Source organism: Streptomyces sp. NPDC046716, from assembly GCF_040645755.1.
Lineage (GTDB): Bacteria > Actinomycetota > Actinomycetes > Streptomycetales > Streptomycetaceae > Streptomyces.
Genome location: NZ_JBEYYU010000001.1, coordinates 89,434 through 113,570, shown reverse-complemented (window position 1 = coordinate 113,570; position 24,137 = coordinate 89,434). Strand labels below are relative to the sequence as shown.

Annotated in this window: 25 protein-coding genes; 14 read left to right on the top strand and 11 right to left on the bottom strand. The window is 73.3% G+C overall.

What is annotated here, in order from left to right; all coding sequences use genetic code 11:
• The first annotated feature begins 30 nt into the window (after window positions 1–30).
• Both ABZ930_RS00480 and wrbA read left to right on the top strand, forming a co-directional pair.
• Window positions 31–618: a DinB family protein gene (locus tag ABZ930_RS00480; protein WP_361539067.1), complete on the top strand. Its 588-nt coding sequence runs from the start codon at window positions 31–33 to the stop codon at window positions 616–618.
• 116 nt (window positions 619–734) lie between these two features.
• Complete coding sequence (gene wrbA, locus ABZ930_RS00475) at window positions 735–1,337, top strand: NAD(P)H:quinone oxidoreductase (protein WP_361539064.1); 603 nt, start codon at window positions 735–737, stop codon at window positions 1,335–1,337.
• Between the two features lie 22 nt (window positions 1,338–1,359).
• On the opposite strand, the gene ABZ930_RS00470 is transcribed toward wrbA, so the two are convergent.
• The 4 genes from ABZ930_RS00470 to ABZ930_RS00455 form a co-directional block, all read right to left on the bottom strand.
• A complete protein-coding gene (locus ABZ930_RS00470) occupies window positions 1,360–1,770 on the bottom strand; it encodes a (4Fe-4S)-binding protein (protein WP_361539061.1) in 411 nt (136 codons plus the stop codon).
• Window positions 1,771–1,858: 88 nt separating this feature from the next.
• A complete protein-coding gene (locus ABZ930_RS00465) occupies window positions 1,859–3,361 on the bottom strand; it encodes an FGGY-family carbohydrate kinase (protein WP_361539058.1) in 1,503 nt (500 codons plus the stop codon).
• Between the two features lie 197 nt (window positions 3,362–3,558).
• Complete coding sequence (locus tag ABZ930_RS00460; protein WP_361539055.1) at window positions 3,559–4,620, bottom strand: PP2C family protein-serine/threonine phosphatase; 1,062 nt, start codon at window positions 4,618–4,620, stop codon at window positions 3,559–3,561.
• 117 nt (window positions 4,621–4,737) lie between these two features.
• A complete protein-coding gene (locus ABZ930_RS00455) occupies window positions 4,738–6,543 on the bottom strand; it encodes a TIM barrel protein (RefSeq protein ID WP_361539052.1) in 1,806 nt (601 codons plus the stop codon).
• 160 nt (window positions 6,544–6,703) lie between these two features.
• Between ABZ930_RS00455 and ABZ930_RS00450 the strand changes: the two genes are divergently transcribed.
• Window positions 6,704–7,357 carry a TetR/AcrR family transcriptional regulator gene (locus tag ABZ930_RS00450; protein WP_361539049.1) on the top strand — a complete coding sequence of 218 codons (654 nt, stop codon included), beginning with the start codon at window positions 6,704–6,706 and terminating at the stop codon, window positions 7,355–7,357.
• Between the two features lie 146 nt (window positions 7,358–7,503).
• On the top strand, window positions 7,504–8,859 hold the full coding sequence (locus ABZ930_RS00445) for an MFS transporter (protein ID WP_361539046.1): 1,356 nt from the start codon (window positions 7,504–7,506) through the stop codon (window positions 8,857–8,859).
• Window positions 8,860–9,066: 207 nt separating this feature from the next.
• Here ABZ930_RS00445 and ABZ930_RS00440 read toward each other — a convergent pair whose 3' ends face one another.
• A complete protein-coding gene (locus ABZ930_RS00440; RefSeq protein ID WP_361539043.1) occupies window positions 9,067–9,357 on the bottom strand; it encodes a YkvA family protein in 291 nt (96 codons plus the stop codon).
• 97 nt (window positions 9,358–9,454) lie between these two features.
• Here ABZ930_RS00440 and ABZ930_RS00435 point away from each other — a divergent pair, with 97 nt between their 5' ends.
• Window positions 9,455–9,625: a hypothetical protein gene (locus ABZ930_RS00435; RefSeq protein WP_361539040.1), complete on the top strand. Its 171-nt coding sequence runs from the start codon at window positions 9,455–9,457 to the stop codon at window positions 9,623–9,625.
• Here ABZ930_RS00435 and ABZ930_RS00430 read toward each other — a convergent pair whose 3' ends face one another.
• Window positions 9,626–10,135 carry a DUF5709 domain-containing protein gene (locus ABZ930_RS00430; protein WP_361539037.1) on the bottom strand — a complete coding sequence of 170 codons (510 nt, stop codon included), beginning with the start codon at window positions 10,133–10,135 and terminating at the stop codon, window positions 9,626–9,628.
• 176 nt (window positions 10,136–10,311) lie between these two features.
• Between ABZ930_RS00430 and ABZ930_RS00425 the strand changes: the two genes are divergently transcribed.
• Both ABZ930_RS00425 and ABZ930_RS00420 read left to right on the top strand, forming a co-directional pair.
• Window positions 10,312–11,703: an SLC13 family permease gene (locus ABZ930_RS00425; protein WP_361539034.1), complete on the top strand. Its 1,392-nt coding sequence runs from the start codon at window positions 10,312–10,314 to the stop codon at window positions 11,701–11,703.
• Window positions 11,704–11,904: 201 nt separating this feature from the next.
• On the top strand, window positions 11,905–12,297 hold the full coding sequence (locus ABZ930_RS00420; protein WP_361539031.1) for a Ser-Thr-rich GPI-anchored membrane family protein: 393 nt from the start codon (window positions 11,905–11,907) through the stop codon (window positions 12,295–12,297).
• Window positions 12,298–12,322: 25 nt separating this feature from the next.
• Here ABZ930_RS00420 and ABZ930_RS00415 read toward each other — a convergent pair whose 3' ends face one another.
• Both ABZ930_RS00415 and ABZ930_RS00410 read right to left on the bottom strand, forming a co-directional pair.
• Complete coding sequence (locus ABZ930_RS00415; RefSeq protein ID WP_361539028.1) at window positions 12,323–14,950, bottom strand: FUSC family protein; 2,628 nt, start codon at window positions 14,948–14,950, stop codon at window positions 12,323–12,325.
• Window positions 14,947–15,480 carry a MarR family winged helix-turn-helix transcriptional regulator gene (locus ABZ930_RS00410; protein ID WP_361539025.1) on the bottom strand — a complete coding sequence of 178 codons (534 nt, stop codon included), beginning with the start codon at window positions 15,478–15,480 and terminating at the stop codon, window positions 14,947–14,949. The genes ABZ930_RS00415 and ABZ930_RS00410 overlap by 4 nt, the downstream gene beginning before the upstream one ends.
• An 89-nt stretch (window positions 15,481–15,569) precedes the next feature.
• On the opposite strand from ABZ930_RS00410, the gene ABZ930_RS00405 reads away from it, so the two are divergent.
• Window positions 15,570–16,208 carry a DUF6629 family protein gene (locus ABZ930_RS00405; protein WP_361539022.1) on the top strand — a complete coding sequence of 213 codons (639 nt, stop codon included), beginning with the start codon at window positions 15,570–15,572 and terminating at the stop codon, window positions 16,206–16,208.
• On the opposite strand, the gene ABZ930_RS00400 is transcribed toward ABZ930_RS00405, so the two are convergent.
• A complete protein-coding gene (locus ABZ930_RS00400) occupies window positions 16,201–17,139 on the bottom strand; it encodes a helix-turn-helix domain-containing protein (protein ID WP_361539019.1) in 939 nt (312 codons plus the stop codon). The genes ABZ930_RS00405 and ABZ930_RS00400 overlap by 8 nt on opposite strands.
• Before the next feature lie 196 nt (window positions 17,140–17,335).
• Between ABZ930_RS00400 and ABZ930_RS00395 the strand changes: the two genes are divergently transcribed.
• The 5 genes from ABZ930_RS00395 (at window position 17,336) to ABZ930_RS00375 (ending at window position 21,419) form a co-directional block, all read left to right on the top strand.
• A complete protein-coding gene (locus ABZ930_RS00395; RefSeq protein WP_361539017.1) occupies window positions 17,336–18,007 on the top strand; it encodes a DJ-1/PfpI family protein in 672 nt (223 codons plus the stop codon).
• A gap of 52 nt (window positions 18,008–18,059) precedes the next feature.
• Window positions 18,060–18,389 (top strand): hypothetical protein, encoded by a 330-nt coding sequence (locus ABZ930_RS00390; protein ID WP_361539014.1) that lies wholly within the window; start codon window positions 18,060–18,062, stop codon window positions 18,387–18,389.
• A gap of 2 nt (window positions 18,390–18,391) precedes the next feature.
• Window positions 18,392–18,859 (top strand): hypothetical protein, encoded by a 468-nt coding sequence (locus tag ABZ930_RS00385; protein WP_361539012.1) that lies wholly within the window; start codon window positions 18,392–18,394, stop codon window positions 18,857–18,859.
• Window positions 18,860–18,963: 104 nt separating this feature from the next.
• Window positions 18,964–20,508, top strand: a complete 1,545-nt coding sequence (locus ABZ930_RS00380; RefSeq protein WP_361539010.1) for a substrate-binding domain-containing protein — start codon at window positions 18,964–18,966, stop codon at window positions 20,506–20,508.
• Between the two features lie 128 nt (window positions 20,509–20,636).
• Window positions 20,637–21,419 (top strand): hypothetical protein, encoded by a 783-nt coding sequence (locus ABZ930_RS00375; RefSeq protein WP_361539007.1) that lies wholly within the window; start codon window positions 20,637–20,639, stop codon window positions 21,417–21,419.
• Window positions 21,420–21,433: 14 nt separating this feature from the next.
• Here the strand turns inward: ABZ930_RS00375 and ABZ930_RS00370 are convergent, their stop codons facing one another.
• Window positions 21,434–21,985 carry a helix-turn-helix domain-containing protein gene (locus tag ABZ930_RS00370; RefSeq protein ID WP_361539004.1) on the bottom strand — a complete coding sequence of 184 codons (552 nt, stop codon included), beginning with the start codon at window positions 21,983–21,985 and terminating at the stop codon, window positions 21,434–21,436.
• 150 nt (window positions 21,986–22,135) lie between these two features.
• On the opposite strand from ABZ930_RS00370, the gene ABZ930_RS00365 reads away from it, so the two are divergent.
• Window positions 22,136–23,407, top strand: coding sequence for a benzoate/H(+) symporter BenE family transporter (locus ABZ930_RS00365; RefSeq protein WP_361539001.1), 1,272 nt, complete (start codon window positions 22,136–22,138; stop codon window positions 23,405–23,407).
• Here the strand turns inward: ABZ930_RS00365 and ABZ930_RS00360 are convergent.
• Window positions 23,373–24,086 (bottom strand): type 1 glutamine amidotransferase, encoded by a 714-nt coding sequence (locus ABZ930_RS00360; protein WP_361538998.1) that lies wholly within the window; start codon window positions 24,084–24,086, stop codon window positions 23,373–23,375. The two genes, ABZ930_RS00365 and ABZ930_RS00360, sit on opposite strands and share 35 nt — an antisense overlap.
• Window positions 24,087–24,137 lie beyond the last annotated feature (51 nt).

Genomic DNA, 24,137 nt, shown 5'->3' with positions numbered 1-24,137 from the left:
CGCCGGTACGCGCCCCGGCAGACTGCCCCCATGACCGAGAACGATCACAAGAGCGACCTGCTGCGCTATCTCCAGGACGCCCGCGAGGCGCTGGTGTGGAAGCTGGACGGGCTGAGCGAGTACGACGTGCGCCGCCCCCTCACCCCGACGGGAACCAACCTCCTGGGCCTGCTGAAGCACCTCACGAGTGTGGAACTGGGCTATCTCTGCGACACGTTCGGCCGGCCGCACGACGAGCCGCTGCCCGACTTCCGGGACGGCGCGGATCCCAACGCGGACATGTTCGCCGCCGCCGACGAGTCGCGGGAGCTGATCGTGGAGCGCTACCGACGGGCCTGGGAGCTGGCCGACGCCACGGTCCGCGCCCTCCCGCTCGACGCGTCCGGCACGGTGCCGTGGTGGCCCGCGGAGCGCGCCGCGATCACCCTGCACCACGCGCTGGTCCGGACGCTGTCCGACACCCAGCGGCACGCGGGGCACGCCGACATCCTGCGGGAGGGCCTGGACGGGGCGGTGGGGTACCGGCAGGACAACGACTCGCTGCCCTCGCACGATCCGGCCTGGTGGCAGGAGCTCCGCGACCGGCAGGAGCGGATCGCCCGGGAGGCCGGGACCTGAGCCGGTGAGGGCCGGGACGAAGGGCCTCACCCGCATGGCCCAAAGCCCCGTTCGCAAGCCTCCGCACCGGGCGAGGATGTCCGTAACGCCTGAATTACCCGTGTGAGGAGAACCCGATGCAAGCACGCGTCGCCGTCGTCTACTACAGCGCCACCGGCAACGTCCACGCCCTCGCGGAAGCCGTCGCGGAAGGCGCCCGGAGCAGGAACGCGGAGGTGCGGCTGCGGCGGGTGCCCGAGCTGGCGCCGGATACCGCGATCGACGCCAACCCGGCCTGGCGCGCGCATGTCGACGCGACCAAGGACTCGGTGCCCGAGGCGACGCTGGAGGACCTGGAGTGGGCGACGGCGTACGCCTTCGGCACGCCCACCCGGTTCGGCACGCCGACCGCGCAGCTGAAGCAGTTCATCGACACGACCGGCGGGCTGTGGAACGCGGGCGTCTTCCACAACAAGCCGGCCACCAGCTTCACTTCGGCGATGAACCGGCACGGCGGCCAGGAGTCGACGATCCTCGCCCTCAACAACGTCTTCTACCACTGGGGCTGTGTCATCGTGCCGCCCGGCTACACCGACCCGCTGATCTTCAACGCGGGCGGCAACCCCTACGGCGTGAGCTGGCCGAGCGGCGGCGGCGAGGGCCCGGACGAGGCCGTTCTCGAGGCCGCCCGCTACCAGGGCCGCCATCTCGCGGACATCTCGCTGCGGCTGGAGTCCTGAGCGGCGGCGCCGGTCGCCGCCGTCAGCCGTCCTGTCCGCACGGCCCGGAGTGGTCGCAGTACGGCTGGTGGGCGCTGGCGCCGCACGCGCAGAACAGGGCGCGGGTCTCCCTCCGGAGGCCCGCGCCCGTCCGTGTCTCCAGGTCCCCGCGCACGGCGAGCTGGCCGGACGCGGTCCTCGCGACGGTCGTCGGCGTGTCCGGCTCCTCGGCGGTGCCGTCGGCGAGGCGGTAGGTGAGGGCTCCCGACGGGCAGCGACGGACGACCTCGGCGACGTGCGGCGCGTCCGCCGCGTCCGGCGTGATCCAGGGGCGGCGGGAGGTGTCGAAGACCTCCGGCAGACCGCCCACGCACTCGGCGGCGTGCAGACAGCGGCCCGGTTCGAAGGTGACCTCGATGTCCTCGCCGGAGTAGGTCTTCTGCTGGGCGGTCATCAGGCGGTCACCTCGTGCGGGTCGTCGGTTCGCGGAACGCCATTGTCGGCGCGGGCGCCGTCCGTCGCCCGTCGGGTGCGGTGGCGCGTCACTCCCTCGGTGGGTCCGGCCGCCCGCCGCTCCGGAGACCGGCGAGCGCGTGCACCAGGGGCGCGGACGCCGGGTACAGCTCGCGGTAGAGGCCGTACAGCGTGTCGTAGCGGGCCGTCGTCGCCGGGTCGGGGGCGGTCGTGCGGGCGACCGGGTTCCAGGCGTCGATGTCGGCGTCGGTCACCAGTCGGGCGGCCGACAGGGCGTTTCCGTAGCTCGCGCCCACCGTGGTCGTCCGTACCTCCTGTGTCCTGCCGGTGACGTCCGAGACGATCCGGGTCCACAGCCCGCCCCGGGTCCCGCCGCCGACGGCGACGACGCGCCGGATGTCGCCGCCGGCCGCCTCGATGGCCTCGATGTTGTGGCGGACGCCGAACGCGGTGCCCTCCAGGGCCGCGCGGTACAGATCGCCACGGGTTTGGGAGAGCGTCAGGCCCGCGATCACGCCCCGGGCGTCCGGATCCATGACGGGGCTGCGCTCCCCCGCGAAGTACGGCAGCATCAGCAGGCCGTTCGCGCCGGGCCCCGACGCCTCCGCGAGGCGCAGCAGCCCGGGGTGGTCGGCGTCGTCGAACAGGTCGCGGAGCCAGTCGGTGACGGCGCCCGACGTGGCCATGCCGCCGGCCAGGTTGTGGGTGCCGGGCAGCGCGCCGACGGTGGTCCACAGCGACGGGTCGCGCAGCGGGCGCGGCACGGTGTGCACCAGGAACATCGTGCTGCCGTACATGAGCATCAGGTCGCCGACGCGGTGCGCGCCGACGCTGAGCGCCTCCGCCCAGGCGTCGATGGTGCCGGTGCCGACGGGGATCCCCGCGGGCAGTCCGGTGAGCCGGGCGGCCTCGGCGGTCACGGTGCCGGCCCGCTCGCCGGACCAGGCCAGGGGCGGCAGTTCGATGCCGGGGGCGAGGGCGTCGGACCAGGGCCGGTACCAGCCGTGGGCCTCGATGTCGTACAACGGGGTGCATTGGCTCGCGGAGTGATGGTCGAGGACGTAGGCGCCGGTGAGCCGGCGGACGAGCCAGGAGGCGGGCATGTAGAGGCGGCGGGCGCGGGCGTAGCGCTCGGGTTCCTCGTCGGCGATCCAGGCCACCTTGGGGCCCGCGGCCTGGGAGGTGAGGCGGGAGCCGCAGCGGCGGACGATCGCCTCGGCGCCCAGCTCCCGCTCGATGCGGTCGATCTGGCGGACGGAGCGGGTGTCCACGCCGTACAGGATCGCGGGGCGCACCGGGATGTCGTCGGCGTCGGTGAGCAGGACGCACGGGCCCATCCCGCTGACGCCGACCGCCGTCACCACCGCGTCCGAGGCCGAGGTCAGTTCGCGGGCCAGCGCGATGAACTCGTCCCACCACACGGCGCCGTCCATCTCGACGTGGCCCGGCGCCGGGCGGTCGACGGTGTGGGCGCGCACGGCGGTGTGCAGCACGGTGCCGTCGAGGGCGACGAGGACGCCCTTGCTGCCGGAGGTGCCGATGTCCACGCCGATGACCGCTGATCGAGGCATGCGGGCACCGTAGTACGCGGCGCGGTGCGTTGCCGGGCATGGGTTTCGTCGTGGCTGGTCGCGCAGTTCCCCGCGCCCCTGAAGCGAGCTTCGCTCGCCCGGGGGAAGGCTGCGCGCAGCGCACGCCTTGGGGGCGCGGGGAACTGCGCGACCAGCCCCCACCGAAGCCGCACCCGACAACGAACCGACAAGAAGGCTCAGTCCTCGCGATGCCGCAGCAACAGCATCGCGGCGTCATCGTGCAACGGCCCCGCGGCATGCTCCACGAGATCGGTGCGCAGCCGCTCCAGCGCGGCCTGCGGATCGGTGTCCTTGAGGAAGGACACCCGGTCCTCCAGGGGATAGAAGGTGCCGTCCCCGTCGCGGGCCTCGCTCACCCCGTCCGTGTAGAGCAGCAGTTGGTCGCCGGGCGCGAAGGGGACGGCGTACGGCACGGGCTCGTCGCCGCCGTGCACGCCGAGGCCGAGGGGCAGGGCGAAGTGCGGTGGTTCGGGGAACTCGGTGGTGCCGTCGGCGCGGGCGAGCAGCGGGGCGGGGTGCCCGAAGTTGAGGAAGGTCGCCTCCCGGTCGCCCGCGGCCACCTCGACGAGGAGCGCGCTGACGAACCGCTCGCCGAGCAGTTCCCGCTCCAGGGCGCGCTCCAGTCGCTTGCCGAGCCCGGCCAGTTCGGCCTCGTCGTGCGCGGCCTCGCGGAACGCGCCGAGGACGAGGGCGGCGGTCTCCACGGCCTCGAGTCCCTTGCCCTGGACGTCGCCGATGATGACGCGGGTGCCGCCGGGGACGACCACGACCTCGTACAGGTCGCCGCCGATCCGCGCCTGCGCGACGGCCGACGTGTAGGAGACGGCGACGCGCAGCGCGCCGGCCACGCGCGGGACCGGGCGCAGCAGGACGCGCTGCGCGACCTCGGCGATGGAGCGGACGCTGGCGAGTTCGGCGTCGCGGCGCTCGCGCATCACGACCGCGCCGAGGGCGGCCGCGGTGACCCCGGCGACGCTGATGGACGCGATGTAGACGCGGCGCTTGCCGAGCGTTCCGTCGGACGCGGCGAGCAGCACGCACAGCAGCACGGCGAACGCGCCGATCCGCGCGGTGCGCCGCTTGCCGCCGCTCAGTCCGGCGAAGGCGGGGCCGAGCGCCATCAGGGACAGCAGCCCGAAGCCGGTCGGCGTCACCAGTTCGGCGAGGACCACCACGCCCATCACCGCGTACGGCAGGGCGACGAGGGCCCGGCCGGCCGGGAACTTCGCCTTCGTCATCGCACTCCCCGTCAGGACGGCCCGTCGGCGTTCGGATATGTGGCGCCTTGAGCGTATGCGGGGTTTCTTGGCAACGGATGAGATAAAGGCAAATCCGTGACCTGAGGTGACGTTCCGTCAGCGTGCGGCCGCATCGGCCGTGTCGTGCTGGGCGGCGAGCCGTACCGGAGTGTTCTGCGCGCCGTACCCGCGGTAGCCGCCGTCCCGCTGGACGAGTTCGAAGAAGACCCGGCCGACGGTGCGGGTGTAGCAGTGCCGGAAGGTGCCGTGGTCGTCCTCGTCGTAGAGGATGCCGAGTTCCCGGTAGGTCTCCAGCTCGCCGGGGGCGAACGCGTGGCGGGCGGCGAGGTCGTCGTAGTAGTTGCCGGGCAGGGCGAGCAGGTGACCGCCGGCCGCGCGGAAGCGGCGGGCGGCGGCGACCACGTCGTCGGTGGCGAGGGCGATGTGCTGGGCCCGGTCGCGGTCGTCGGCGGGGCCGGGGCCGACGCCGAGGGCGAACCGGACGGCGCCGTCGGCGGTGGAGAAGGCGCGGCTGCGCAGCAGTCCGTACGGGTCGGCGACGTCGACGCTGCCCTGCGCGTCGAGGCCGAGGACCCCGCGATGGAAGAGCGAGGCCTCGTCGAACTGGTGCCAGGGCTGGGTGAGCGCGAGGTGGTCGACACGGTGCACGGCGCCGCTCGCGGCCTCCTCGCAGGTGGGAGCGAAGTCCTTCTTCCAGTCGGGGAGTTCGGGCCGGTCGGTGGCGCAGAAGAAGAGTTCGGTGCCGTCGGGCGCGGCGACGGCGTCGAGGAGGACGTCGCCGGTGGCGCGGCGGCGCGGCAGGACGGGGGCGAGCAGCGCCTCGGCGCGCCGGGCGGCGCCCGCCGGGTCGGGGCTCTCCAGGCCGACGGCGGCGACGAAGGTGCCGTCGCGGCGGGCGGCGGGCCCGGTGTTCAGCAGGATGCGGGCCTCGCCCTGCTCCCACAGGTCGACGGGTTTGCCGCGGTGGCGGCCGGTGCGGGTGAAGCCGAGCGCGGTGAGCAGGTCCGTGGCGGGGGCGATGTCGGGGGTGACGAGTTCGGCGAAGGCGACGCCGGTGGGGACGACGGGGGCGGGCAGGTTCCCCTCCCCCACGGCCTCCCGCAGAGCGAGGAGCGAGCGCAGGGCGTCGACGGCGGCGGGCCCGGCCTCGGCCTGCCGGAACACGTCGTTGAAGACTTCCAGGGACAGCGGTCCGCGGTAGCCCGCGCGCAGCACGTGGCGCAGCAGTCCGGCGACGTCCAGGTCGCCCTGCCCGGGGAAGCAGCGGTAGTGGCGGCTCCACTGGAGCACGTCCATCGCGAGCCGTGGCGCGTCGGCCAGTTGCAGGAAGAAGATCTTGTCGCCGGGGATGTCCTCGATCCCCGCGAGGTCCTTGGGATCGGAGCCGCGGGCGAGGATGTGGAAGCTGTCGAGGCAGGTGCCGAGCGCGGGGTGGTCGGCGGCCTCGACGATGCGCCAGGCGTGGTCGTACGTGTTCACGTGGCGGCCCCAGGCGAGCGCCTCGTAGGCGATCCGGATCCCGGACTCGGCCGCCCGGTCCGCGAGCCGTCCGAGCTGCTCGGCGGCGAGGGCGTCGTCGTCCCGGGCGAGCGGGGAGACGCTGGAGCAGACGAGGAGGGTGTCGGCGCCGAGCCGGCGCATGACGCGGAACTTGTGCTCGGCGCGGCGCAGATTGCGGGCGAACACGTCGGCGGGCACCGCCTCGATGTCGCGCATCGGCTGGTACAGGTCGATGCTCAGGCCGAGGTCGGCGCAGAGGGCGCGGATCTCCTCGGGGCTCAGCGGGCTGGCGAGCAGGTCGTTCTCGAAGATCTCGACGCCGTCGAAACCGGCGCGGGCCGCGGCGGTGAGCTTCTCGGTGAGCGAGCCGCTGAGCGAGACGGTGGCGATCGAGGTGCGCACGACGGACTCCCGGTTAATGTACGAACTGGTTCGTTACTCATATCAAGCGCGACGCCTCCTGTGAAGGGACGCGGCGCCGCCGCGACGGAAACCCGGCTTCTACAATCACCAGCAGTACAGGCCACCGCACGTCCGCCCGCCGCCCGAAGGATCGATCCTGATGACCACCACGGAAGAACCGGCGCGGCGCGAGGGCCGCATCCGCGACGCGGCCCGCACCAGGGCCGAGATCCTCGCGGTGGCCACCGAGGAGTTCGCCCGCGCCGGGTACACGGGCGCCCGGGTCGACGAGATCGCGGCCCGCACCCGGACGACGAAGCGGATGATCTACTACTACTTCGGCGGCAAGGAGCAGCTGTTCACCGCGGTGCTGGAGCGCAGCTACACGGTGATCCGCGAGGCCGAGCAGGACGTGGACGTCGAGCACCTCGACCCGGCCGCCGCGATCCGCCGGCTCGCCGAGCTGACCTTCGACCACCACGAGGCGCACCCGGACTTCATCCGCCTGGTGAGCATCGAGAACATCCACGACGCCGAGCACATCACCGCGTCCGAGACGCTGAGCTCGCTCAACTCCCCCGCGATCGACGTGATCCGCCGGATCCTGGAGGCGGGCCGGGCCGAGGGCGTGTTCACGGCGGACGTGGACGCGGTCGATCTGCACGCGATGATCAGCTCGTTCTGCTTCTTCCGGGTCTCCAACCGGCATACGTTCGGCGCCCTGTTCGGTCGCGACCTGACCGCGGCCGACCGCCGTGAGCACTACCGGACCATGCTCGGCGACATGGTCATCGCGTATCTCACGGCCCGTTAGCCACGCGGTCGACGACCGGCCACGACACACCCCTTGACAGGCCGTTGACACCGGCGCAACATTCCTGGCCATCCACTACTAACTATCCAGTGGGTTAATTAACCGGATGCCGAGCCGAGTGCTTCCCGTCCCCCGAAGGAGCCCGTGTGTCCGTCCCCGCACCCCCGCCGCCGCAGGGCCAGCCGCGCAAGGCGGCTCTCGCCGCCTGGATCGGCAGCGCCCTGGAGTACTACGACTTCTTCATCTACGGCAGTGCCGCCGCGCTGGTCTTCCCGAAGGTCTTCTTCGACGAGTCCGATCCGGCGAACGCGGCACTCCTCTCCCTCGCCACGTTCGGTGTCGCCTACGCGGCCCGGCCCGTCGGCGCGCTCTTCCTCGGCCACGTCGGCGACCGGCTGGGCCGCCGCACGATCATGGTGTTCACGCTGGTCCTGATGGGCCTGTCGACGTTCCTCATCGGCTGTCTGCCGACCCGCGACCAGGTCGGCGGGCTCGCCCCCGTCCTGCTGGTCCTGTGCCGGGTGCTCCAGGGCATCTCCGCGGCCGGCGAGCAGGCCAGCGCGGGATCGATGTCCCTGGAGCACGCGCCGGGTCACCGACGCGCGTACTTCACGAGTTTCACGCTGAGCGGCACGCAGGCCGGACAGCTCCTGGCCACACTGGTGTTCCTGCCGATCGCGGCGCTCCCGGAGGACCAACTCCTGTCGTGGGGCTGGCGGATACCGTTCTGGCTGAGCCTGGTCGTCGCCGTCGTCGGCTATGTCATCCGGCGGACCCTGGAGGAGCCGCCGGAGTTCGCCCGGCAGGCGGCCGGCACCGGCAAGGCCGCGTCGCTGCCGCTCGTCGTGCTCCTCACCGAGCACTGGGCGGGGCTGCTCCGGGTCGTCGCGGGCGCGCTGGTCGCCTCGGTGAGCACGATCTTCACGGTGTGGGCCCTGTCCTACGCGACCAGCGACGCCGTCGGCATGGACCGCTCGGCCATGCTGTGGGTCGCCGCCCTGGCGAACCTGGTGGCGCTGGGCACCATCCCGCTGTGGGCCCGGCTCGCCGACCGGATCGGGCGCCGCCCGGTCTATCTGACGGGCGCCGCGGGCAGCATGCTGGCGATGTTCGGCTATCTGTGGGCGATCTCCACGGGTTCGTACGTCCTCACCTTCACCCTCGGGATCCTCGCCTTCGGCGTCGTCTACAGCGCGGCCAACGCGGTGTGGCCGGCCTTCTACGGCGAGATGTTCCCGACCCGGGTCCGGCTCTCCGGGATGGCGATCGGCACACAGATCGGCTTCGCGGTCGCCGGGTTCGCGGTGACGTTCGCCGCGCAGATCGCCGGACCGGACGGCGCCGACTGGTTCGCGGTGGCGCTGTTCACGGCGGCGCTGTGCGTACCGCCGGTGATCGCGGCGCTGACGGCGCGCGAGACGTACCGGGTGCCGACGCCGCAGCTGGGCGAACGGCCCGCGGACGGCGTGCCGGTCGAGGATGCGCGGGGCGCGACGGTCTGACGGAGCGCCGGGGGCGGCCGGGGGCACGGCGTAGGCTCGTGTCCGTGGCCGCCGCCGTGCCGTTTCTCGCCTTCGCCGCGGTGCTCGCCGCGTACGAGGAGGCGTACCGCATCTCGGCGCACGAGGCGCACACCGAGGTGCGGGCGCAGGCGGACCGCACGACCCCGGCCCCGTCTCACGACGGCCGGTTCCCGCGCCGATCGACCGTCACTCGTGCTCCGCGCGCTCCAGGCCCGCGCGCTGCGCCGCGGAATGAAGGGCCTTGAGGGCGATCAGCAGGACGCCGATGTCGTCCAGGTAGATGGGATCGGGCAGCAGGTCGACCGGCGAGATCGTGTAGATCACGGCGGTCCAGAACAGGGCCTTGTTGCGCAGCGGGATGCCCGCGTCGACGAGCAGCCGCCGGGCCTTGAACACCCGCACGAGCAGCACCAGCGCGGCCACCACCATGACCACGGTCACGATCGTCGCCAGTACGAGCCAGGTGTTTCCGTCCATCGGTCCCCTCCGTGCCCCGCGCGCGGTCCGGGTGCGCCGCGCCGTGCGTCACGCGATCATGGAGCCCGGATCCCGGCCCGCTCAAGGAGGACGGTTCGTGCTCATCTACGTGGCAATGATCCTGGGGGCGGTCAGCGTGGTCTGCATAGGTCTCACGGCGCGCCAGATAGCGGCGGACCGGGTCGCGCTCACGCCGCCGATCACCGCGCTGTGCACCGCCCTGCTGTCGGTGGCGCTGATGCTGGCGGCGGCCTACACCGGCCAGTGATCAGTCGGCCGTCCCCTCGTCCTCCTCCACCAGGTGCATGGCGGCCTCCTCGGCCGACGCCGCACCACCGCCGAATCCCACGTCCGTGGCGATCATGTCCTTCTCGGCGTCCTCGTGGGCGCCTTCGTCGGGAGCGACGAGCCGTCCCGCGCGCAGTGTTCCCACCTCGCCGTCGACGGGCTCTCCCTCACCCCCGGCCAGATCGCCGATGCCGTCCCCGGCCCCTTCGCCGGACTCCAGCGCCTCGTACTCCTCGACCACGGGATCCGGACGCTCCTCGGCCAGCCGCTCGTCGAGGCTCTCGCCGCGCAGTCGCTCGGCCGCGGTGATCCCGCTGTGCTCGACGCCCAGGGGCCGCTCCGGCGGCGACCAGCCCTCGTCGTACGGGTCGACCCCACGGTCGTAGAGGGTGTCCTCCACTTCCAGGATGCCCTCGTCCTCCCGGGCATCCGGATCACCCGGCTGGTACACCTCGTCACCCATGGCCGTGACATCACTCGGCTCGGTCATCCGGTGTCTCCTCCTTCCGGGCCCCGTTGCGTTCCGTCCCTGTCGCTTATCCAGTCTGCGCCCGATCACGCCCTTCGGCCGTGCGGAGCGCGGCAGGATCCGACCCGGTGAAAAATCTTGACAGGGCGCCGACAAGTGGGGAAATTGGCTGAGCCACTCGACCAATGGAGTCGCCTGTGTCCCCGGAACTGCTGTCCGTCCTCGTCCTCGCGGTGATCTTCGTGATCGCCACCACGCGCTCCGTCAACATGGGCGCCCTGGCGTTCGCCGCCGCCTTCGCCGTCGGCGGGCTCGCCGCCGATCTCGACGCCGACGCCGTGTTCGCGGGCTTCCCCGGCGATCTGTTCGTGGTCCTCGCCGGCGTCACCTATCTGTTCGCCATCGCCCGCGCCAACGGTACGACCGACTGGCTGGTGCACGCCTCGGTGCGCCTGGTGGGCGGGCGGGTCGGGCTCATCCCGTGGGTGATGTTCGCCGTCACGGCGGCGCTCACGGCGATCGGCGCGGTCAGCCCGGGGGCGGTCGCCATCGTGGCACCGCTGGCCCTCGGCTTCGCCGCCCAGTACGGGATCAGCCCCCTGCTGATGGGGATCATGGTCGTCCACGGCGCGCAGGCCGGCGGTTTCTCGCCGACGAGCGTGTACGGCTCGACGGTGAACAGCATCGTCGACCGTGAACATCTGCCCGGCAACGAGGGTGCGCTGTTCCTTGCCAGTCTCGTCGTGAACACGGTCATCGCGGGGATCGTCTACGTCGCGCTGCGGCGCCGCGGAGGGGTGCCGTCACGCGCTCCCGAAGGGGGCACGACGGAGGAGGCCGGTGTCGGCGGTCCGGCGGGGAGGCCGTCGCGGACGGCCGCGCCGGAGCCGGCGGAGGTCGCCACCGGCGACGGGACCGGCGCGAGCACTGGTACGGGTACGGGTACGGCCACCGAGACGGCCGCCGCCGCGCCGGTGCCGGCCGCCCCGCGCCTGGACGCGCCGATCGCCGTCACGCTCACCGGTCTGGTGGCGCTCGTCGTCTGCGCGCTCGTCTTCGACCTCGATGTGGGTCTGACGGCGATCACGATCGCGGTGCTGCTCAGCATCGTGTGGCCCGCGACCAGCAGGACGGCGGTCGCCGAGATCTCCTGGTCCACGGTCTTCCTCATCTGCGGGGTGCTCACCTACGTCGGGGTCCTGGACGAGATGGGCACGATCACGTGGGCGGGCGACGCCGTCGGCGGTATCGGCGTGCCCCTGCTGGCGGCCCTGCTGCTCTGCTACATCGGCGCGATCGTGTCGGCGTTCGCCTCGTCGGTCGGGATCATGGGTGCGCTGATCCCGCTCGCCGTGCCGTTCCTCGCGGCGGGCGAGGTGGGGGCCGTGGGCATGGTGGCGGCGCTGGCCGTGTCGGCGACGGTGGTCGACGTCAGCCCGTTCTCCACCAACGGCGCCCTGGTCCTCGCCAACGCCGAGGAGGTGGACAGGGACCGGTTCTTCCGGCAGCTGATGGTCTACGGAGCGGCGGTCGTGCTCGTCGCCCCGGCCGTGGTGTGGCTGGCCCTGGTGGTGCCGGGCGGCGTCTGACGCGGCTCGCTCGCGCACCGGTGCGCTCGGGCGCGCGTGCGCGAGGATGCGCGGGTGCGGCGGAGCTGTCCTGCCGAACCCGCCGGTTCGGGGACAGAGACGTACCCCATGGGGTGGGGCCGCGCCCCGAGCCCTTTCGTGATCTTGCCGGGGTGGAACGTGTGTCGGTGTCAGCCGACTCCAGCGGAACGAGGTCGTCGCATGCGCCGCACCGGATTCCTTTCCCTGTCCCTCTCTCTGGCCGCGCTCCCCGCGCTGGTCGTCGCGCCCGCGGGAACGGCGGCCGGGGACGACGCGCTCACCGTCACCGCCCCGGCCACGGGCTCCGTGCACCGGGCGGGCGCCAGCGTCTTCGTGACCTGGCGCAACACCACGGGGCAGGAGCTGGACATGTGGCTCGTGCACGGGAGCGACGGCCGGGTGATACGGCTCGCCGCCAAGCTGAGCGGCGCATCGGACGGCGAGACCGCCACGGTGCTGCCGACCGTCGTGAACGGCGAGGGCTACACGATCGAGCTGGCCGCCCGCGCGGGCGGCGCCCGCGCCTACAGCGGTTCCTTCGCCGTCGCCCCGCAGGTCCGCGCCGCACGCTGACCGGCCGGCCTGCCGACCGGCTGCTTCAGGGGGCCCGGGTGATGTCGTGCCGTACGGTCCCCGCGTCCGGGTCGATCGTGACCAGTTCGGCGCGGGGCGCGTGCCGCTCGCCGGAGACGACCAGCGTGTGGGTGCCGGCCGGGACGGTCTCCACCGTGTAGTCGCCGTGGTGCACCTGGGCCTTGGCGAGGCGTTTGCCGCGGGCGCTGATCACGGTGATCCAGGCGGGGCAGCCCTCGGGGTGCCTGTCGCAGCGCACGGTCCCGGTCAGCCGGGCGGGGGCGTGGGTGCGTGCCTGCGGTTCTCCCCAGGCGGCCATCAGCGCGCGGGTGGTGCGCTGCATCGGGGTGGTGGTGACGGGTGCCGTGCGTCCGGGCGCGGCCACCGGGAGGCCGACCTGCTCGGCGTAGGCGGCGAGCGCCTCGTCCAGCGCGGCGATCTCCCGCAGCGCCGTGCGCAGCCGGTCGGCGCGCGGTCCGGGCGCGGCGGGGGTCAGTTCCGTCTCCAGTTCGCGGACGAGCGGGCCGACCCGCCGCCAGGCTCCTTCCGGTTCGCCGGTCGCGTAGAACCGGTCGAGTTCCTTCAGGGACGCGATGAGGGTCTGGGTGACGAGGCGGGCCCGGTCGGTCAGGCGCGGGGGCAGGTCGACGTCGATGTCGGCGGCCGCCGCGAGGGAGCGGGCGTGTCCGGTCGCCGTCGCCAGGAGGGCGACCCGGTGGTCGGCGGACGGGCCGCGCACTCCGAGCGGCATCCGCACCAGTGGCTGGACGATGCCCTGCACCTGGAGCAGCGCGGCGTCGACGGTGCGGGCCGCGCCGCGCAGCCGTACCGGCGCCTCGGGCTCGTCCCAGCGCCGCTCGACCTGCTGGATCACCTGGGCGAGCGCGTCGACCCAGCCGCGCTCGGCCTCGCGGACGACGGTGCGGCGCGAGAGCGGGAAGATCAGCGCGGCGCAGGCGGTGGCGACGAGGACGCCGATGCCGTTGTCGAGGATCCGCTCCCCCATCAGGTGCTCCATGCCGCTGTCGGGGGTGGTCAGGGCGTAGAGCTGGGTGAGGGCGACGACGAGGCCGACGACCCAGAAGGCGTACGCGCGTTGTATGCCCCACGCGCCCAGCGAGAGTCCGGCGACGATGACGGCGAGGGTGGCGTAGACGTGGTCGCGGCCGATGAGGTGGAGCAGGACGATGCCGAGGACGGCGCCGACGGCGGTGCCGACCATGCGGTGGGCGAACTTGCGCAGGCGTTCGTGGGTGGTGTTGGTGCCGAACAGCGTGATCATCACGCCGACCAGGCCCCAGTAGAAGCGGCGCGGGTCGATGGCGTCGGCGATGGGGCAGACGATGGCGGCGGCGATCGCGGCGTGCACGGGGACGCGGATGTACGGGACGGCGCGCCGCCAGCCGGTCTCGGTGCCCGCGGCGAGGACCCGCCGGGCCGGCCCGGCGGAGCCCGGAAGGCGGTTGTTCTCGAGGGCGACGGTCGGCTGGAACGGGACGTCGGCCGGGTTCGCGCAGGTGCGCTGCCCGAGGGCGAGCCAGGCGCCGAGTGCGTCCGCGAGGGTGTTGAGGAGGTCGCCGGTGCGGCGGGCGAGGACGGCGGCCTCGACGTCGTCGGCGGAGGCGGTGGCGTCGCGCAGGATCGCCTCGGCCCGTTCCTGGATGTGGGCGGCGGCGGGGCGCAGCCCCTCGGCGCGGCCGAGCGGGGTGTCGCGGGCCAGCACGAGGCCGACGGCGAGGGCTTCGCGCAGCGGTCCCGGCACGGGCAGGCGGGTCAGGTCGGCGGCGGCCTGCCCGATGCCGCGCAGGGCGAGTTCGGCGTCGAAGAGGTGGCGGTGCAGGAGTTCGGCGGCGGCCGGGTCGGCGGCGACCTCGGGCTGGGCGAGGCGGCCGTCGATGGTGACGGTGGTGATGTTGAGGCGGCGCAGGGCGCGGGTCATCCGGCGTACGGCGCGCTGCTGGTCGGCGTCCGGGTCCAGGGCGTCGACGGCGGCGTCGGCGACCCGGCGGGCCTCGACGACGAAGGCGCGCTGGGTGCGCAGCAGGTCCTCGCGGGGCATCGGGAAGCAGAGCAGCAGCCGGGTCGCGAGCACGGCGGCCGCGGCGACCAGGGCGACGGCGAAGGCCTTGCCGACGAGGGAGGCGGGGATCCCGGCGAGCATGCCGACCATCAGGCCGTTGAACAGCATCATGCCGGTGATCAGCGCGAACGGACCGAACCTGGCGAGGAGGAAGGTGAGGGCGAGCGCGGCGACCATGAGGCTCATCTGGGCCAGGCGCCGCCCGTCGAGGCTCGCGCACACCCAGAGCACCACGCTGTAGGGGAACGGCATCCACAGGATGGCGCGGGCCAGCCGGTCCCAGGTGTTCTCGGCGACCGCGAAGGCGCTCATCAGGCCCATCATCCCGGCGACCATCATGCCGATCATGGCGGGGATGTTCAGCGCCTCGGCCATCCAGTAGCCGACGGCGAGGGAGGTGACCATGGCGACCAACGACCGCCAGCCCGACTGCAGTTGGCCGAGTCCGGGGTCGGCGGCGAGTACCCAGTCCCACCATCTGCGGGGTCCGGCGACCCGGTGCGGGGCGAGGCCCGCCGCGGCGGTGCCCTCAGCGGTGGCGGACAGGTCAGGCAGGGTGCCCGGGGTGGTCAACTGGCCTCCGATTCAACGGTGTTCGCGGGTGCGTTCTGGGCGATCAGGGCATCCACCAAGGGGGTGATCGCGGTCCGGGCGGCGGCGACGGCACGCTCGGACTCCTCGACGCTCTCGGCGCCGCCCTCGAGGGCGGTGAGGAGGGCGGCGGCCATGCGCTGCCGGCCCCGCTCCAGCAGGCCGCGGCCCGCGGCGCTGAGCGAGGTCTCCACGGCCCGCCGGTCGTCCTCGCAGCGGCGCCGCTCGACGAGGCCGGCCTCCTGCAGCTGTTGCAGGATGACGGTGACCCGGGGCTGCGCCATGCCGGTGCGCGCGGCGAGCGCGGTCACCCGGCTCGGCCCCTGCTCCAGGGCGTCGAGCACCGCGACCTGACTGCGGGTGAGGCCGAATTCACCGGCCCTGAAGAGGATCTGGGACAGCTGCGCGATCCCGCGCAGGAGCCCTCGGGCGGCGCCTTCGATGCGCCGCGCTCCGACGGCGTCGACCGAGTCACCGACCGGACCGTCGGCCGACCTCTCAGATAGATGCATATAGAAAGAATATACATGCCCTCTACATTCACTGGCGCGGGGGTGCACCCCGATGTCGCGCCGGGCCGGGGCGACGTAGCGTGACCGGCATGTGCTGGAGTGCGACGGCGGATCTGGTGGCGGGCAGTGCGATCACCGCGGTGGGGGTCGCCTGTGTGGTCCGCGCGGCCCGCACCCGGCGCGGCGCCCTGCCTTTGGCGGCCCTCCCGCTGCTCCTCGGGGCGCACCAGATCATCGAGGCGCTGATCTGGAACGACGGCGGCGGCAGCGGGCCCGCCACCGTGGCGTGGGCGGTGATCGCCCTGCCGCTGCTCCCGCTGTGGGTGCCGGTGGGCGTGCTGTGCGCCGCCCCGCGCCACGCACGCCGCCGACTGGTGCTGCCCCTCGCGTCCGGAGTCGTCACGTCGGCGGCCCTCGCCCACACCCTGGCGACGAGCACGGTCACGGCCGAGGTGCGCGGGCACACGATGGGCTACGCCATCGGACTGCCGCACGCCGCGTGGCTGCTCGCCGGCTATCTGCTCGCGACGATCGGCTCGCTGCTGCTGTCCGGCGAGGCGGGGCTCGTCCTGCTCGGCGTCCTGGCCGGGATCGGCGCGGCGGTGTGCGCGGCGCTGTGGCGCTGGGAGTTCATCTCGACGTGGTGCGCCTGCGCCGCCGTCTGCTCGGTGGTGCTGTACGGATGGCTGCGCGGGGCGACCCCCACGCGACGGCCCGCCGTCAGCTGAAGCTGCGCCGGTACGCCTGCGGGCTGACGCCGGTGGTGCGCTTGAAGCGGTCGCGGAAGGCCGTCGGGGAGCCGAATCCGACCTGTGCGGCGATCCGCTCCACGGGGTGCGCGGTGGTCTCCAGGAGGTGCTGGGCACGGCGGATGCGCGCGCGGTGCAGCCACTGCAGCGGTGTGGTGCCGGTCTGTTCGCGGAACCGGCGCATCAGGGTGCGGGTGCTGACCCCGGCGCGGTCGGCGATGTCGGCCAGGGCGAGATCGCGGCCCAGGTTGTCCTGGAGCCAGCTGAGCAGCGGCTCGAACGAGGAGCCCTGCGGGGCGGGCGGCCGGGCGTGGACGATGAACTGGGCCTGTCCGCCCTCGCGCTCCAGCGGCATGACGGAGAGCCGGGCGGCGTCGGCCGCCACCGCCGAGCCGTAGTCGCGCCGGATCATGTGCAGACACAGGTCGAGTCCGGCGGCGGCGCCCGCTGAGGTGAGGATCTGCCCATTGTCGACGTAGAGGACGTCCGGGTCGACCTCGATGAGCGGATACGCGGCGGCGAGCGCGTCGGCGCCGATCCAGTGGGTGGTGGCCCGCAGCCCGTCGAGCAGCCCGGTCGCCGCGAGCGGGAACGTGCCCGAGCAGATCGAGGCGATCCGGGTGCCGTCCGCCGCGGCCGCGCGCAGCGCGTCGCGCACGGCCGGCGCGAGCGGCGCGAGGGGCTCGGCCGTTCCGGGCACGATGACCGTGTCCGCCCCGCGCAGCCCGTCGAGCCCCCACGGCGCCCGGATCCGGAAGGCACCGGCGTCGACCTCGGGCGCCTCGCCGCAGACCCGCACCTGGTAGCCGGGACGCCCGTCGGGCAGCCGGGTCCGCGCGAACACCTCGATGGGGGTGGACAGGTCGAAGGGGATCACCTGGTCCAGGGCGAGCAGCGCGACGGTGTGCATGGCGTGAATGTATCCCGGCGACGGAAAGACGCCATGGATGTGGCACAGCACCTTGTCGGCACTTCCCCTGCTCCCTCGCCTGTCGCTTTCCCGTTGGAAGGTGTCATTAATGCCACTGGGACGGAGATCATTCGCTGTCTAGCGTCGGAGCCGTCCCCGATCAGGGACCGCGAAGAACCACGAAGGACTCGCCCCCATGCACGTACAGATCGTCCTGTTCGACGGCTTCGACCCGCTCGACGTCATCGGCCCCTATGAGGTGCTGCACGCAGGAGGGACCGCCTCGGGCGGTGCGGTGAGCGTCGTGCTCGTCTCGGCCGAAGGTCCCCGTGAGGTGGTCGGCGGCACCGGCGGGCTCGCGCTGCGGGCCACCGCCGCCCTCGATCCGGCGCGGCCCGGTGTCGTCCTGGTGCCCGGCGCCGCCGGCCGCGTCGGCGCCCCGGACGAGGAGCCGGACCCGGACGCGGCCGAGCCGTCGATCCCGGTGCTCCTCGGCCGCACGCTCACCACCGGGCTGCCCGCGCTGCTGAAGGCCGCCCTGGACCGTCCCGGCACGACGCTCGCGACGGTGTGCGGCGGGGCGCTCGTCCCAGCCATGGCGGGGCTTCTCGAAGGACGCCACGTCACCACCCATCACCTGGGCCTCGACCTGCTGGACGCCACCGGGGCGCACGCGGTGCGCGCCCGGCTCGTCGACGACGGGGACCTCGTCTCCGCCGGCGCCGTCACGTCGGGGCTCGACCTCGGCCTCTATCTGCTGGAGCGCGAGGTGGGCCCGCGGATCGCCCACGCGGTCGAGGAACTGTTCGCGTACGAGCGGCGCGGCACGGTGTGGACCCCGCACGGCCCGCTCCCCGCCGCCTTCTGAGCCTCCGCCCCTCCCCCGCAGCGCAAGGAATCATCACGTGAGGAACGACCCCATGGACCGCACGACCGTCACAGGCATCTGGGACCTGGCCGTCTCCACCCCGATCGGCACCCTGCACGCCGTCGTCGAACTCCATGACACGGCAGGCGAGTTGACAGGGACGGCCCGCGGGGCCGGTGAGGAGGTGCCGCTCGCCGAGGTACTGCTCGACGGCGACCGGCTCTCCTGGCGGCAGGCCGTGACCAGGCCGCTGCGGCTGAACCTCGCCTTCGCCGTGACGGTCGACGGCGACACCCTCTCCGGAACGTCGAGGGCCGGACGACTGCCCGCGTCCAAGGTCACCGGCAGCCGCCGGACGGCCGCCCCGGCGGACGGCTCCTGATCATGACGAAGCTGCTGCTCATCCTGCATGTGCTCGCCGCCGTCCTGGCCGTGGGACCGGTCGCCGTGGCCGCGAGCATGTTCCCCGCGTCGCTGCGGGCGGCGCCCGGTGCGCCGGACGCCGCCGGTGCCGCCGCGCCCCTGCGCGTCCTGCACCGCATCTGCCGGGTGTACGCGGGGGTCGGGCTCGCGGTGCCGCTGTTCGGGTTCGCCACGGCGAGCAGTCTCGGCGTTCTCGGCAGCGCGTGGCTGATCGCCTCCATCGCGCTGACGGCCGCGGCCGCCGTGGTGCTCATCGTGGGGATCCTGCCCGGCCAGGAGGCGGCCCTCGCCGCCGTCGAGGAGCCGGGAGCCGGAGCGCCGGGGCCGCCCGCGGGACGCCTCGCCATGGTCACCGGAGTCTTCAATCTGCTGTGGGCCACGGTCACGGTCCTGATGATCGTCCGCCCCGGATCCACCACCGGAGGATGACCCAACCGGCTTTCCTCACACCGTAGTTGAACAGGTGTAGAACACTGGGCGAAGGGCGGCGCCGGGCTCCCCCGGGCCGCCCGGAGAGTCCGTACCGTCATCGCATGGGACGGCTCGACATCACCTTCACGATCGCGGGCCTGGCGCTCGGCGTCTTCTCCATCGCCACGCCGTTCATCGCAGACCTGCGCGCGCGGCGCAGCAGACGCATCGGCTTCCGCAAGCAGATGGACATGGCCATAGGGCACAACGGCCCGCCGCACGCGTCGGATCCGCGGCTCGGGCTCTTCAACGATCTGCCCGCGATGCGCGACGCGACGCTCGTACTGCTGCGCATCGAGAACGACGGCACCCGGCACGTCGAGGAGTCCGACTACATCCACTCCCCGCGGGAGTACGGGCTGACCGCCGAGTTCACCGGGCGGCGCATCGAGGCGCAGGACGTCACGCTGCCGCCCGAACACACCAACCTGATGGGCTACTTCGAGAACGAACCGGGCCTGCGCGTGGTCGGCTCCAGCACCCTGCTCATCCCCCGGGTGCCGCTGCGGCCGGGCGCGTTCTACAAGATCCTCGTGCTGCTCACGGGCGGCGAGGAGGGCGGCCCGGTCACGGTCACCGGCGATGTGCGCGACGGCAGCCTGCACGAGAACCACAGCCTCACCCCGGACGAGAAGCCGCCGGTGTACAGCAAGCGGGCCCGCTGGACCACCGTCGTGCTCGGCCTCTGCCTGATCGCGGCGGTCACCTTCCCGCTGCTGCTGCCGCCGGCGCTGCCCGGCGACTGTGAGACCGGCTCCCTCCGGCTCACGGGTTCCACCGCGTTCGAACCGGTCATGAACGAACTCGCGCGGCAGTACCGGGACCACTGCCAGGACAGGCCGACCATCACGGTCGCCGCGTACGGCAGCCGCACCGGGGTGCGCGAACTCGCCCTGTCCGGCGGCGAGCCGCAGGAGGGCGCGAGCGTCGTCGCGTTCTCGGACGGCCCACGCCCGACGAGCTACACGGGGCTCAGCGAGAGCCGCATCGCGGTCTCGCTGTTCACCCTCGTCGTGCACGACGACGTCCGCCTGAAGAATCTGTCCGTCGCCGACGTCCGCCGCCTCTACCGCGGCGAGATCCGCGACTGGTCACAGCTGGGCGGCCCCGATCTGCCGGTCGTGCTCGTCAGCCGCAGCTCGGGGTCCGGCACCCGCTCCGCGCTGACCAGCCGGGTCCTCGGCGGCACCGACGAGCCGCCGGCCACGTCGGACGACTGCGTCAACCGCACCGTGCGCTCCCCCTCGTCCGTGCTCCGCTGCGAACTCGACTCCACCGAGCAGGTGCTCCAGGCCGTGGCGCGCACCCCGGGCGCCCTCGGCTACAGCGAGCTGCGCGCCGCGTCGCCGCCGGACGCGCCGCACGGACTGCACACGGTGACGCTGGACGGCCGGGCCCCCGATCCGGACCGGCTCGACCAGGACGGCTATCCGTACCGCGAGATCGAGTACGCCTACACGTACGGCCGCCCGCCCGCCGACTCCCTGGCCTCCAGCTTCCTGTCGTACGCGGTCGACAACGGCACCGGCAAGGGCGTGGTCGCCGCCCACGGGCATCTGCCGTGCGGGACGCCGGTGGGGCTGCGGGTGTGCGGCGGGGCCGACTGACCGCACCCGGTCCCGACCCACCTTTCCACCAGGACACCTCCCAGGGAACGAACGTACAATTTACGGGTATTTCGGTCGCCCGGAAGCATCCGTCCCGATGCGGGCGTCCTGGACGGCGAGGTGACGTCATGACCCGAACGACAGTGGCGGCCGTGTGCGTGTGCGCGAGCGTGTTCGCCGCGACTCCGGCACTCGCCGACGACGGCGGAGCCTCGGATCTCTCCGCGCGGCAGTTGGCCGACGAGGCGAAGAGGGAACTCCTGGACGCCACGTCCCTGCACATCACGGTGGCGAACCGGTCGGACACCGAGCGGGACGTCCGCACCCCGGCGATGTTCGATCTGCGGCTCGACGAGGACGGCAACTGCGCCGGTTCGCTGCGCATGGGCGTCGGCGGCGCGGACGGCGGCACGGTCGATCTCGTCAAGCGCGGCGACGAGGTCTGGATGAAGCCGGACACCACCTTCTGGAAGACGCAGGTCGGCGGCGGTTCGGGCGAGTTGGCGGCCCAGCTGTTCGACGGCAAGTACGTGCACGGCACGACGGACGACGAGATGCTCAAGGGGTTCGCCGACACGTGCGACCTCGACGCGTTCCGCGCCCAGCTCGACGACGGATCGGCTCACGCCGCCCAGCAGAAGCTGTCCAAGGGGGACGAGACGACGGTCGACGGCACCGGCGCCGTCCCGCTGACCGGCAGCGACAAGGGCAGCACGATCACGATGTACATCACCGCGGACGCCCCGCACCGCCTGGTGAGGGCGACGGAGAAGGGCTCCGACGAGAACCTGACGATGACGCTGACCGACTACGACAAGCCGGTCCCGTCGGCGACCCCGCCCGCGGACGAGTCCGTCGACGTCTCCAAGCTGCACGACATGAACCCGAACCAGACGCCGCCGCAGGCCTAGTTCGAAGACAGGCCCTAGACCGTGGCCGCGGCGCCCGACGGCTCCTTCGGGTACCGGACGAAGAGGATGCCGTGCACCACTCCCTCGGGCGCGGCGTAGAGGTGGGGCACGTCGGCGGGCCAGTGGGCGTGGCCTCCCGGGCCCGCCGTCTGCGGCGCCCGCGGCAGTCCGACGACCGCCGTGCCGGAGAGCACCATCAGGCTCTCGGTGGTGCGCGGGGCGTGCGCGGCCGACTCCTGGGTCGCGCCGTCGGCGATGGTCACGCGGAAGACGTCGGTGGCGGCCTCCGCGTCCTCGTACCGCTCGACGAGGACCGCGGTGACGGCGCTGCCGGAGACGCCCTCGTGGGCGCCGGGCCCGGGGTCGTCGAGGACCGCGCTGAGCGGGCGGCCGAGCACGGTGGTCAGCGCGTACAGGGTCTCCAGGGTGGGGTTGCGGCGACCGCTCTCCAGCTCGGAGAGGGTGCCCTTGCCGACGCCCGAGCGCCGGGCGAGCTCGGACAGGGACAGGCCGGCGTCCTGGCGCAGCCCCTTCAGCCTGCGCCCCACTTCGTCGTTCAGACCCATCGCCCCGGCTCCGTCCGTAGCTGATCTCCGCGGCCGATCCGCCCTTGGTTGACGGGCCGCCGTCCGCTTCCCTAGTGTTCCATAAACGGAACGTTCTGTTTATGGAACACCTGACACCTGCCCTCCGCACGCACCGGAAGTGATGCCCGCATGGCCGCGCCACCGTCGCCCTCCCCCTCCCCGCTCGCCCGCATACGCGCGGCCGCTCCGCCGTCGGCCGTGGCGGCGGGCCTCATCGCCGTCCTGGTCGGCGTCACGAGTTCGGCGGCGCTCGTGTTCACCGCCGCGCGGGCCGCCGGGGCGGACGCGCGGGAGACGTCGTCGTGGATGCTGGCGATCGGCGTCGGCGTGGCCGTGTCGTCCATCGGGCTCTCGCTGCGGTTCCGGGCGCCGGTGGTCACCGCCTGGTCGACGCCGGGCGCGGCGCTCCTCGCGACCAGCCTGGCGGGGGTGTCGATGGCGCAGGCCGTGGGGGCGTTCGTCCTCAGCGCTGTCCTGATGGTCGTGAGCGGGCTGACGGGGTGGTTCGCCAAGGCCATGGACCGCATTCCGGTGCCGCTCGCGTCGGCGCTGCTCGCCGGGGTGCTGCTGCACTTCGGCACCGGGCTCTTCGCCTCGATGGACGGCAGTTTCGCGATCGCGTTCCCCGTGTTCGTGCTGTACCTGCTGGCCCGTGGGCTGCTGCCCCGGTACGCGGTGCTCGTCGCGCTCGGCGGCGGCGTCGTGGCGTCGGTCCTGGCGGGCGGCTGGCATCTGGAGCGGATCCGGCTGTCGCTGGCCGAGCCGGTGTTCACGGCGCCGTCCTTCGACTGGAAGGCGCTGATCAGCGTCGGCGTACCGCTGTTCGTCGTGACGATGGCCTCGCAGAACCTGCCCGGTGTCGCGGTGCTGCGCGGCTCCGGCTACGAGGTGCCGGTGTCGCCGATGATGACGTGGATCGGCGCCGTCACGGCGGTGCTCGCGCCGTTCGGCGCGTTCGGGCTGAACCTGGCGGCCATCACCGCCGCGATCTGCACCGGGGAGGAGGCGCACCCCGACCGGGAGCGGCGCTATCTCGCGGCCGTGTGGTCGGGCGTCTTCTATCTGTGCGTGGGGCTGCTGGGGGCGACCGTGGTCTCGCTGCTGGCGGCGATGCCGCACGCGCTGGTCATGGCGGTCGCGGGCGTCGGCCTGCTGGCCACGATCGAGGCGTCCCTGGCCGCGGCGCTCGCCGATCCGTCGGCGCGCGAGGCGGCGGCGGTGACGTTCCTCGCCACGGCGTCCGGCGTCACGCTCCTGGGGATCGGTTCGACGTTCTGGGGGCTGCTCGCGGGAGCGCTGACCAGCCTGATCACCTCGGCGCGGCGCGGCAGGACGGCCTCCGCGCCGGCGCCGGCGCAGGCCGCCGTCACTCCAGGCACACCGCGGCGAACCGCGCGGTGAAGACCGACCACGCCGCGACCGCCGCGTCCTCGGCGGCCAGCGCGCGGGCGTGCAGCCGGTCGCGGTCGACGCCCCGGCCGGCGAGCTGATCGCGGTCCCAGGCGGCGATCCGCGCGGCGTCGGCCTCGGGGTGGAACTGCACGCCCCATGCCCGCTCCCCCACCCGGAACGCCTGATACGGGCACGCCTCGCTGGACGCCAACCAGGTGGCCCCCGGGGGCAGTTCAGTGATCGCGTCGACGTGCCGCTCGATCGCGGGCACCACCGGGCCGAGCCCGTGCAGCAGCGGGTCGGCGGCCGCCTCCGGGCGCAGCCGCACGGGCGTGCTGCCGTACTCGGGAGTGCCGTGCTCGGCCTCGACCGTGCCGCCCGCCACCTGGGCGAGCAACTGCCCGCCGAGGCAGATCCCGAGCACCGGGCTGCCGTCGTCGAGCGCCTGGGCGGCCAGCCGCCGGGTCGCCGGGAGCCAGGGGGCGCGCGCGTCGTCGTCGGGGAGGTAGCCGCCCCCGAGCACGAGCAGCGGGCGCCCGCCGAGCGTCGCGGGCAGCGCCTCACCCGCGTACGCCCGCACGACCCGGACATCGAGTCCGGCCTCGGCCAGCCAGGCGCCGACCCGGCGCGGACCGCCGCTCGGGGTGTGCTGCACCGCGAGGACGGCGGTGCCCCTCTCCCTCGCCATGCGCGCCTCCCCGGCTCCGTCGTTCGATCGGCCAGGAGGCAGCAGATCAGG

Coding starts and splice junctions, on each gene's coding strand:
- ABZ930_RS00480 (WP_361539067.1), top strand. CDS start 31: ATGACCGAGAACGATCACAAGAGCGACCTGCTGCGCTATCTCCAGGAC.
- wrbA (WP_361539064.1), top strand. CDS start 735: ATGCAAGCACGCGTCGCCGTCGTCTACTACAGCGCCACCGGCAACGTC.
- ABZ930_RS00470 (WP_361539061.1), bottom strand. CDS start 1,770: ATGACCGCCCAGCAGAAGACCTACTCCGGCGAGGACATCGAGGTCACC.
- ABZ930_RS00465 (WP_361539058.1), bottom strand. CDS start 3,361: ATGCCTCGATCAGCGGTCATCGGCGTGGACATCGGCACCTCCGGCAGC.
- ABZ930_RS00460 (WP_361539055.1), bottom strand. CDS start 4,620: ATGACGAAGGCGAAGTTCCCGGCCGGCCGGGCCCTCGTCGCCCTGCCG.
- ABZ930_RS00450 (WP_361539049.1), top strand. CDS start 6,704: ATGACCACCACGGAAGAACCGGCGCGGCGCGAGGGCCGCATCCGCGAC.
- ABZ930_RS00440 (WP_361539043.1), bottom strand. CDS start 9,357: ATGGACGGAAACACCTGGCTCGTACTGGCGACGATCGTGACCGTGGTC.
- ABZ930_RS00430 (WP_361539037.1), bottom strand. CDS start 10,135: ATGACCGAGCCGAGTGATGTCACGGCCATGGGTGACGAGGTGTACCAG.
- ABZ930_RS00420 (WP_361539031.1), top strand. CDS start 11,905: ATGCGCCGCACCGGATTCCTTTCCCTGTCCCTCTCTCTGGCCGCGCTC.
- ABZ930_RS00410 (WP_361539025.1), bottom strand. CDS start 15,480: ATGCATCTATCTGAGAGGTCGGCCGACGGTCCGGTCGGTGACTCGGTC.
- ABZ930_RS00405 (WP_361539022.1), top strand. CDS start 15,570: ATGTGCTGGAGTGCGACGGCGGATCTGGTGGCGGGCAGTGCGATCACC.
- ABZ930_RS00400 (WP_361539019.1), bottom strand. CDS start 17,139: ATGCACACCGTCGCGCTGCTCGCCCTGGACCAGGTGATCCCCTTCGAC.
- ABZ930_RS00395 (WP_361539017.1), top strand. CDS start 17,336: ATGCACGTACAGATCGTCCTGTTCGACGGCTTCGACCCGCTCGACGTC.
- ABZ930_RS00390 (WP_361539014.1), top strand. CDS start 18,060: ATGGACCGCACGACCGTCACAGGCATCTGGGACCTGGCCGTCTCCACC.
- ABZ930_RS00385 (WP_361539012.1), top strand. CDS start 18,392: ATGACGAAGCTGCTGCTCATCCTGCATGTGCTCGCCGCCGTCCTGGCC.
- ABZ930_RS00380 (WP_361539010.1), top strand. CDS start 18,964: ATGGGACGGCTCGACATCACCTTCACGATCGCGGGCCTGGCGCTCGGC.
- ABZ930_RS00375 (WP_361539007.1), top strand. CDS start 20,637: ATGACCCGAACGACAGTGGCGGCCGTGTGCGTGTGCGCGAGCGTGTTC.
- ABZ930_RS00370 (WP_361539004.1), bottom strand. CDS start 21,985: ATGGGTCTGAACGACGAAGTGGGGCGCAGGCTGAAGGGGCTGCGCCAG.
- ABZ930_RS00365 (WP_361539001.1), top strand. CDS start 22,136: ATGGCCGCGCCACCGTCGCCCTCCCCCTCCCCGCTCGCCCGCATACGC.
- ABZ930_RS00360 (WP_361538998.1), bottom strand. CDS start 24,086: ATGGCGAGGGAGAGGGGCACCGCCGTCCTCGCGGTGCAGCACACCCCG.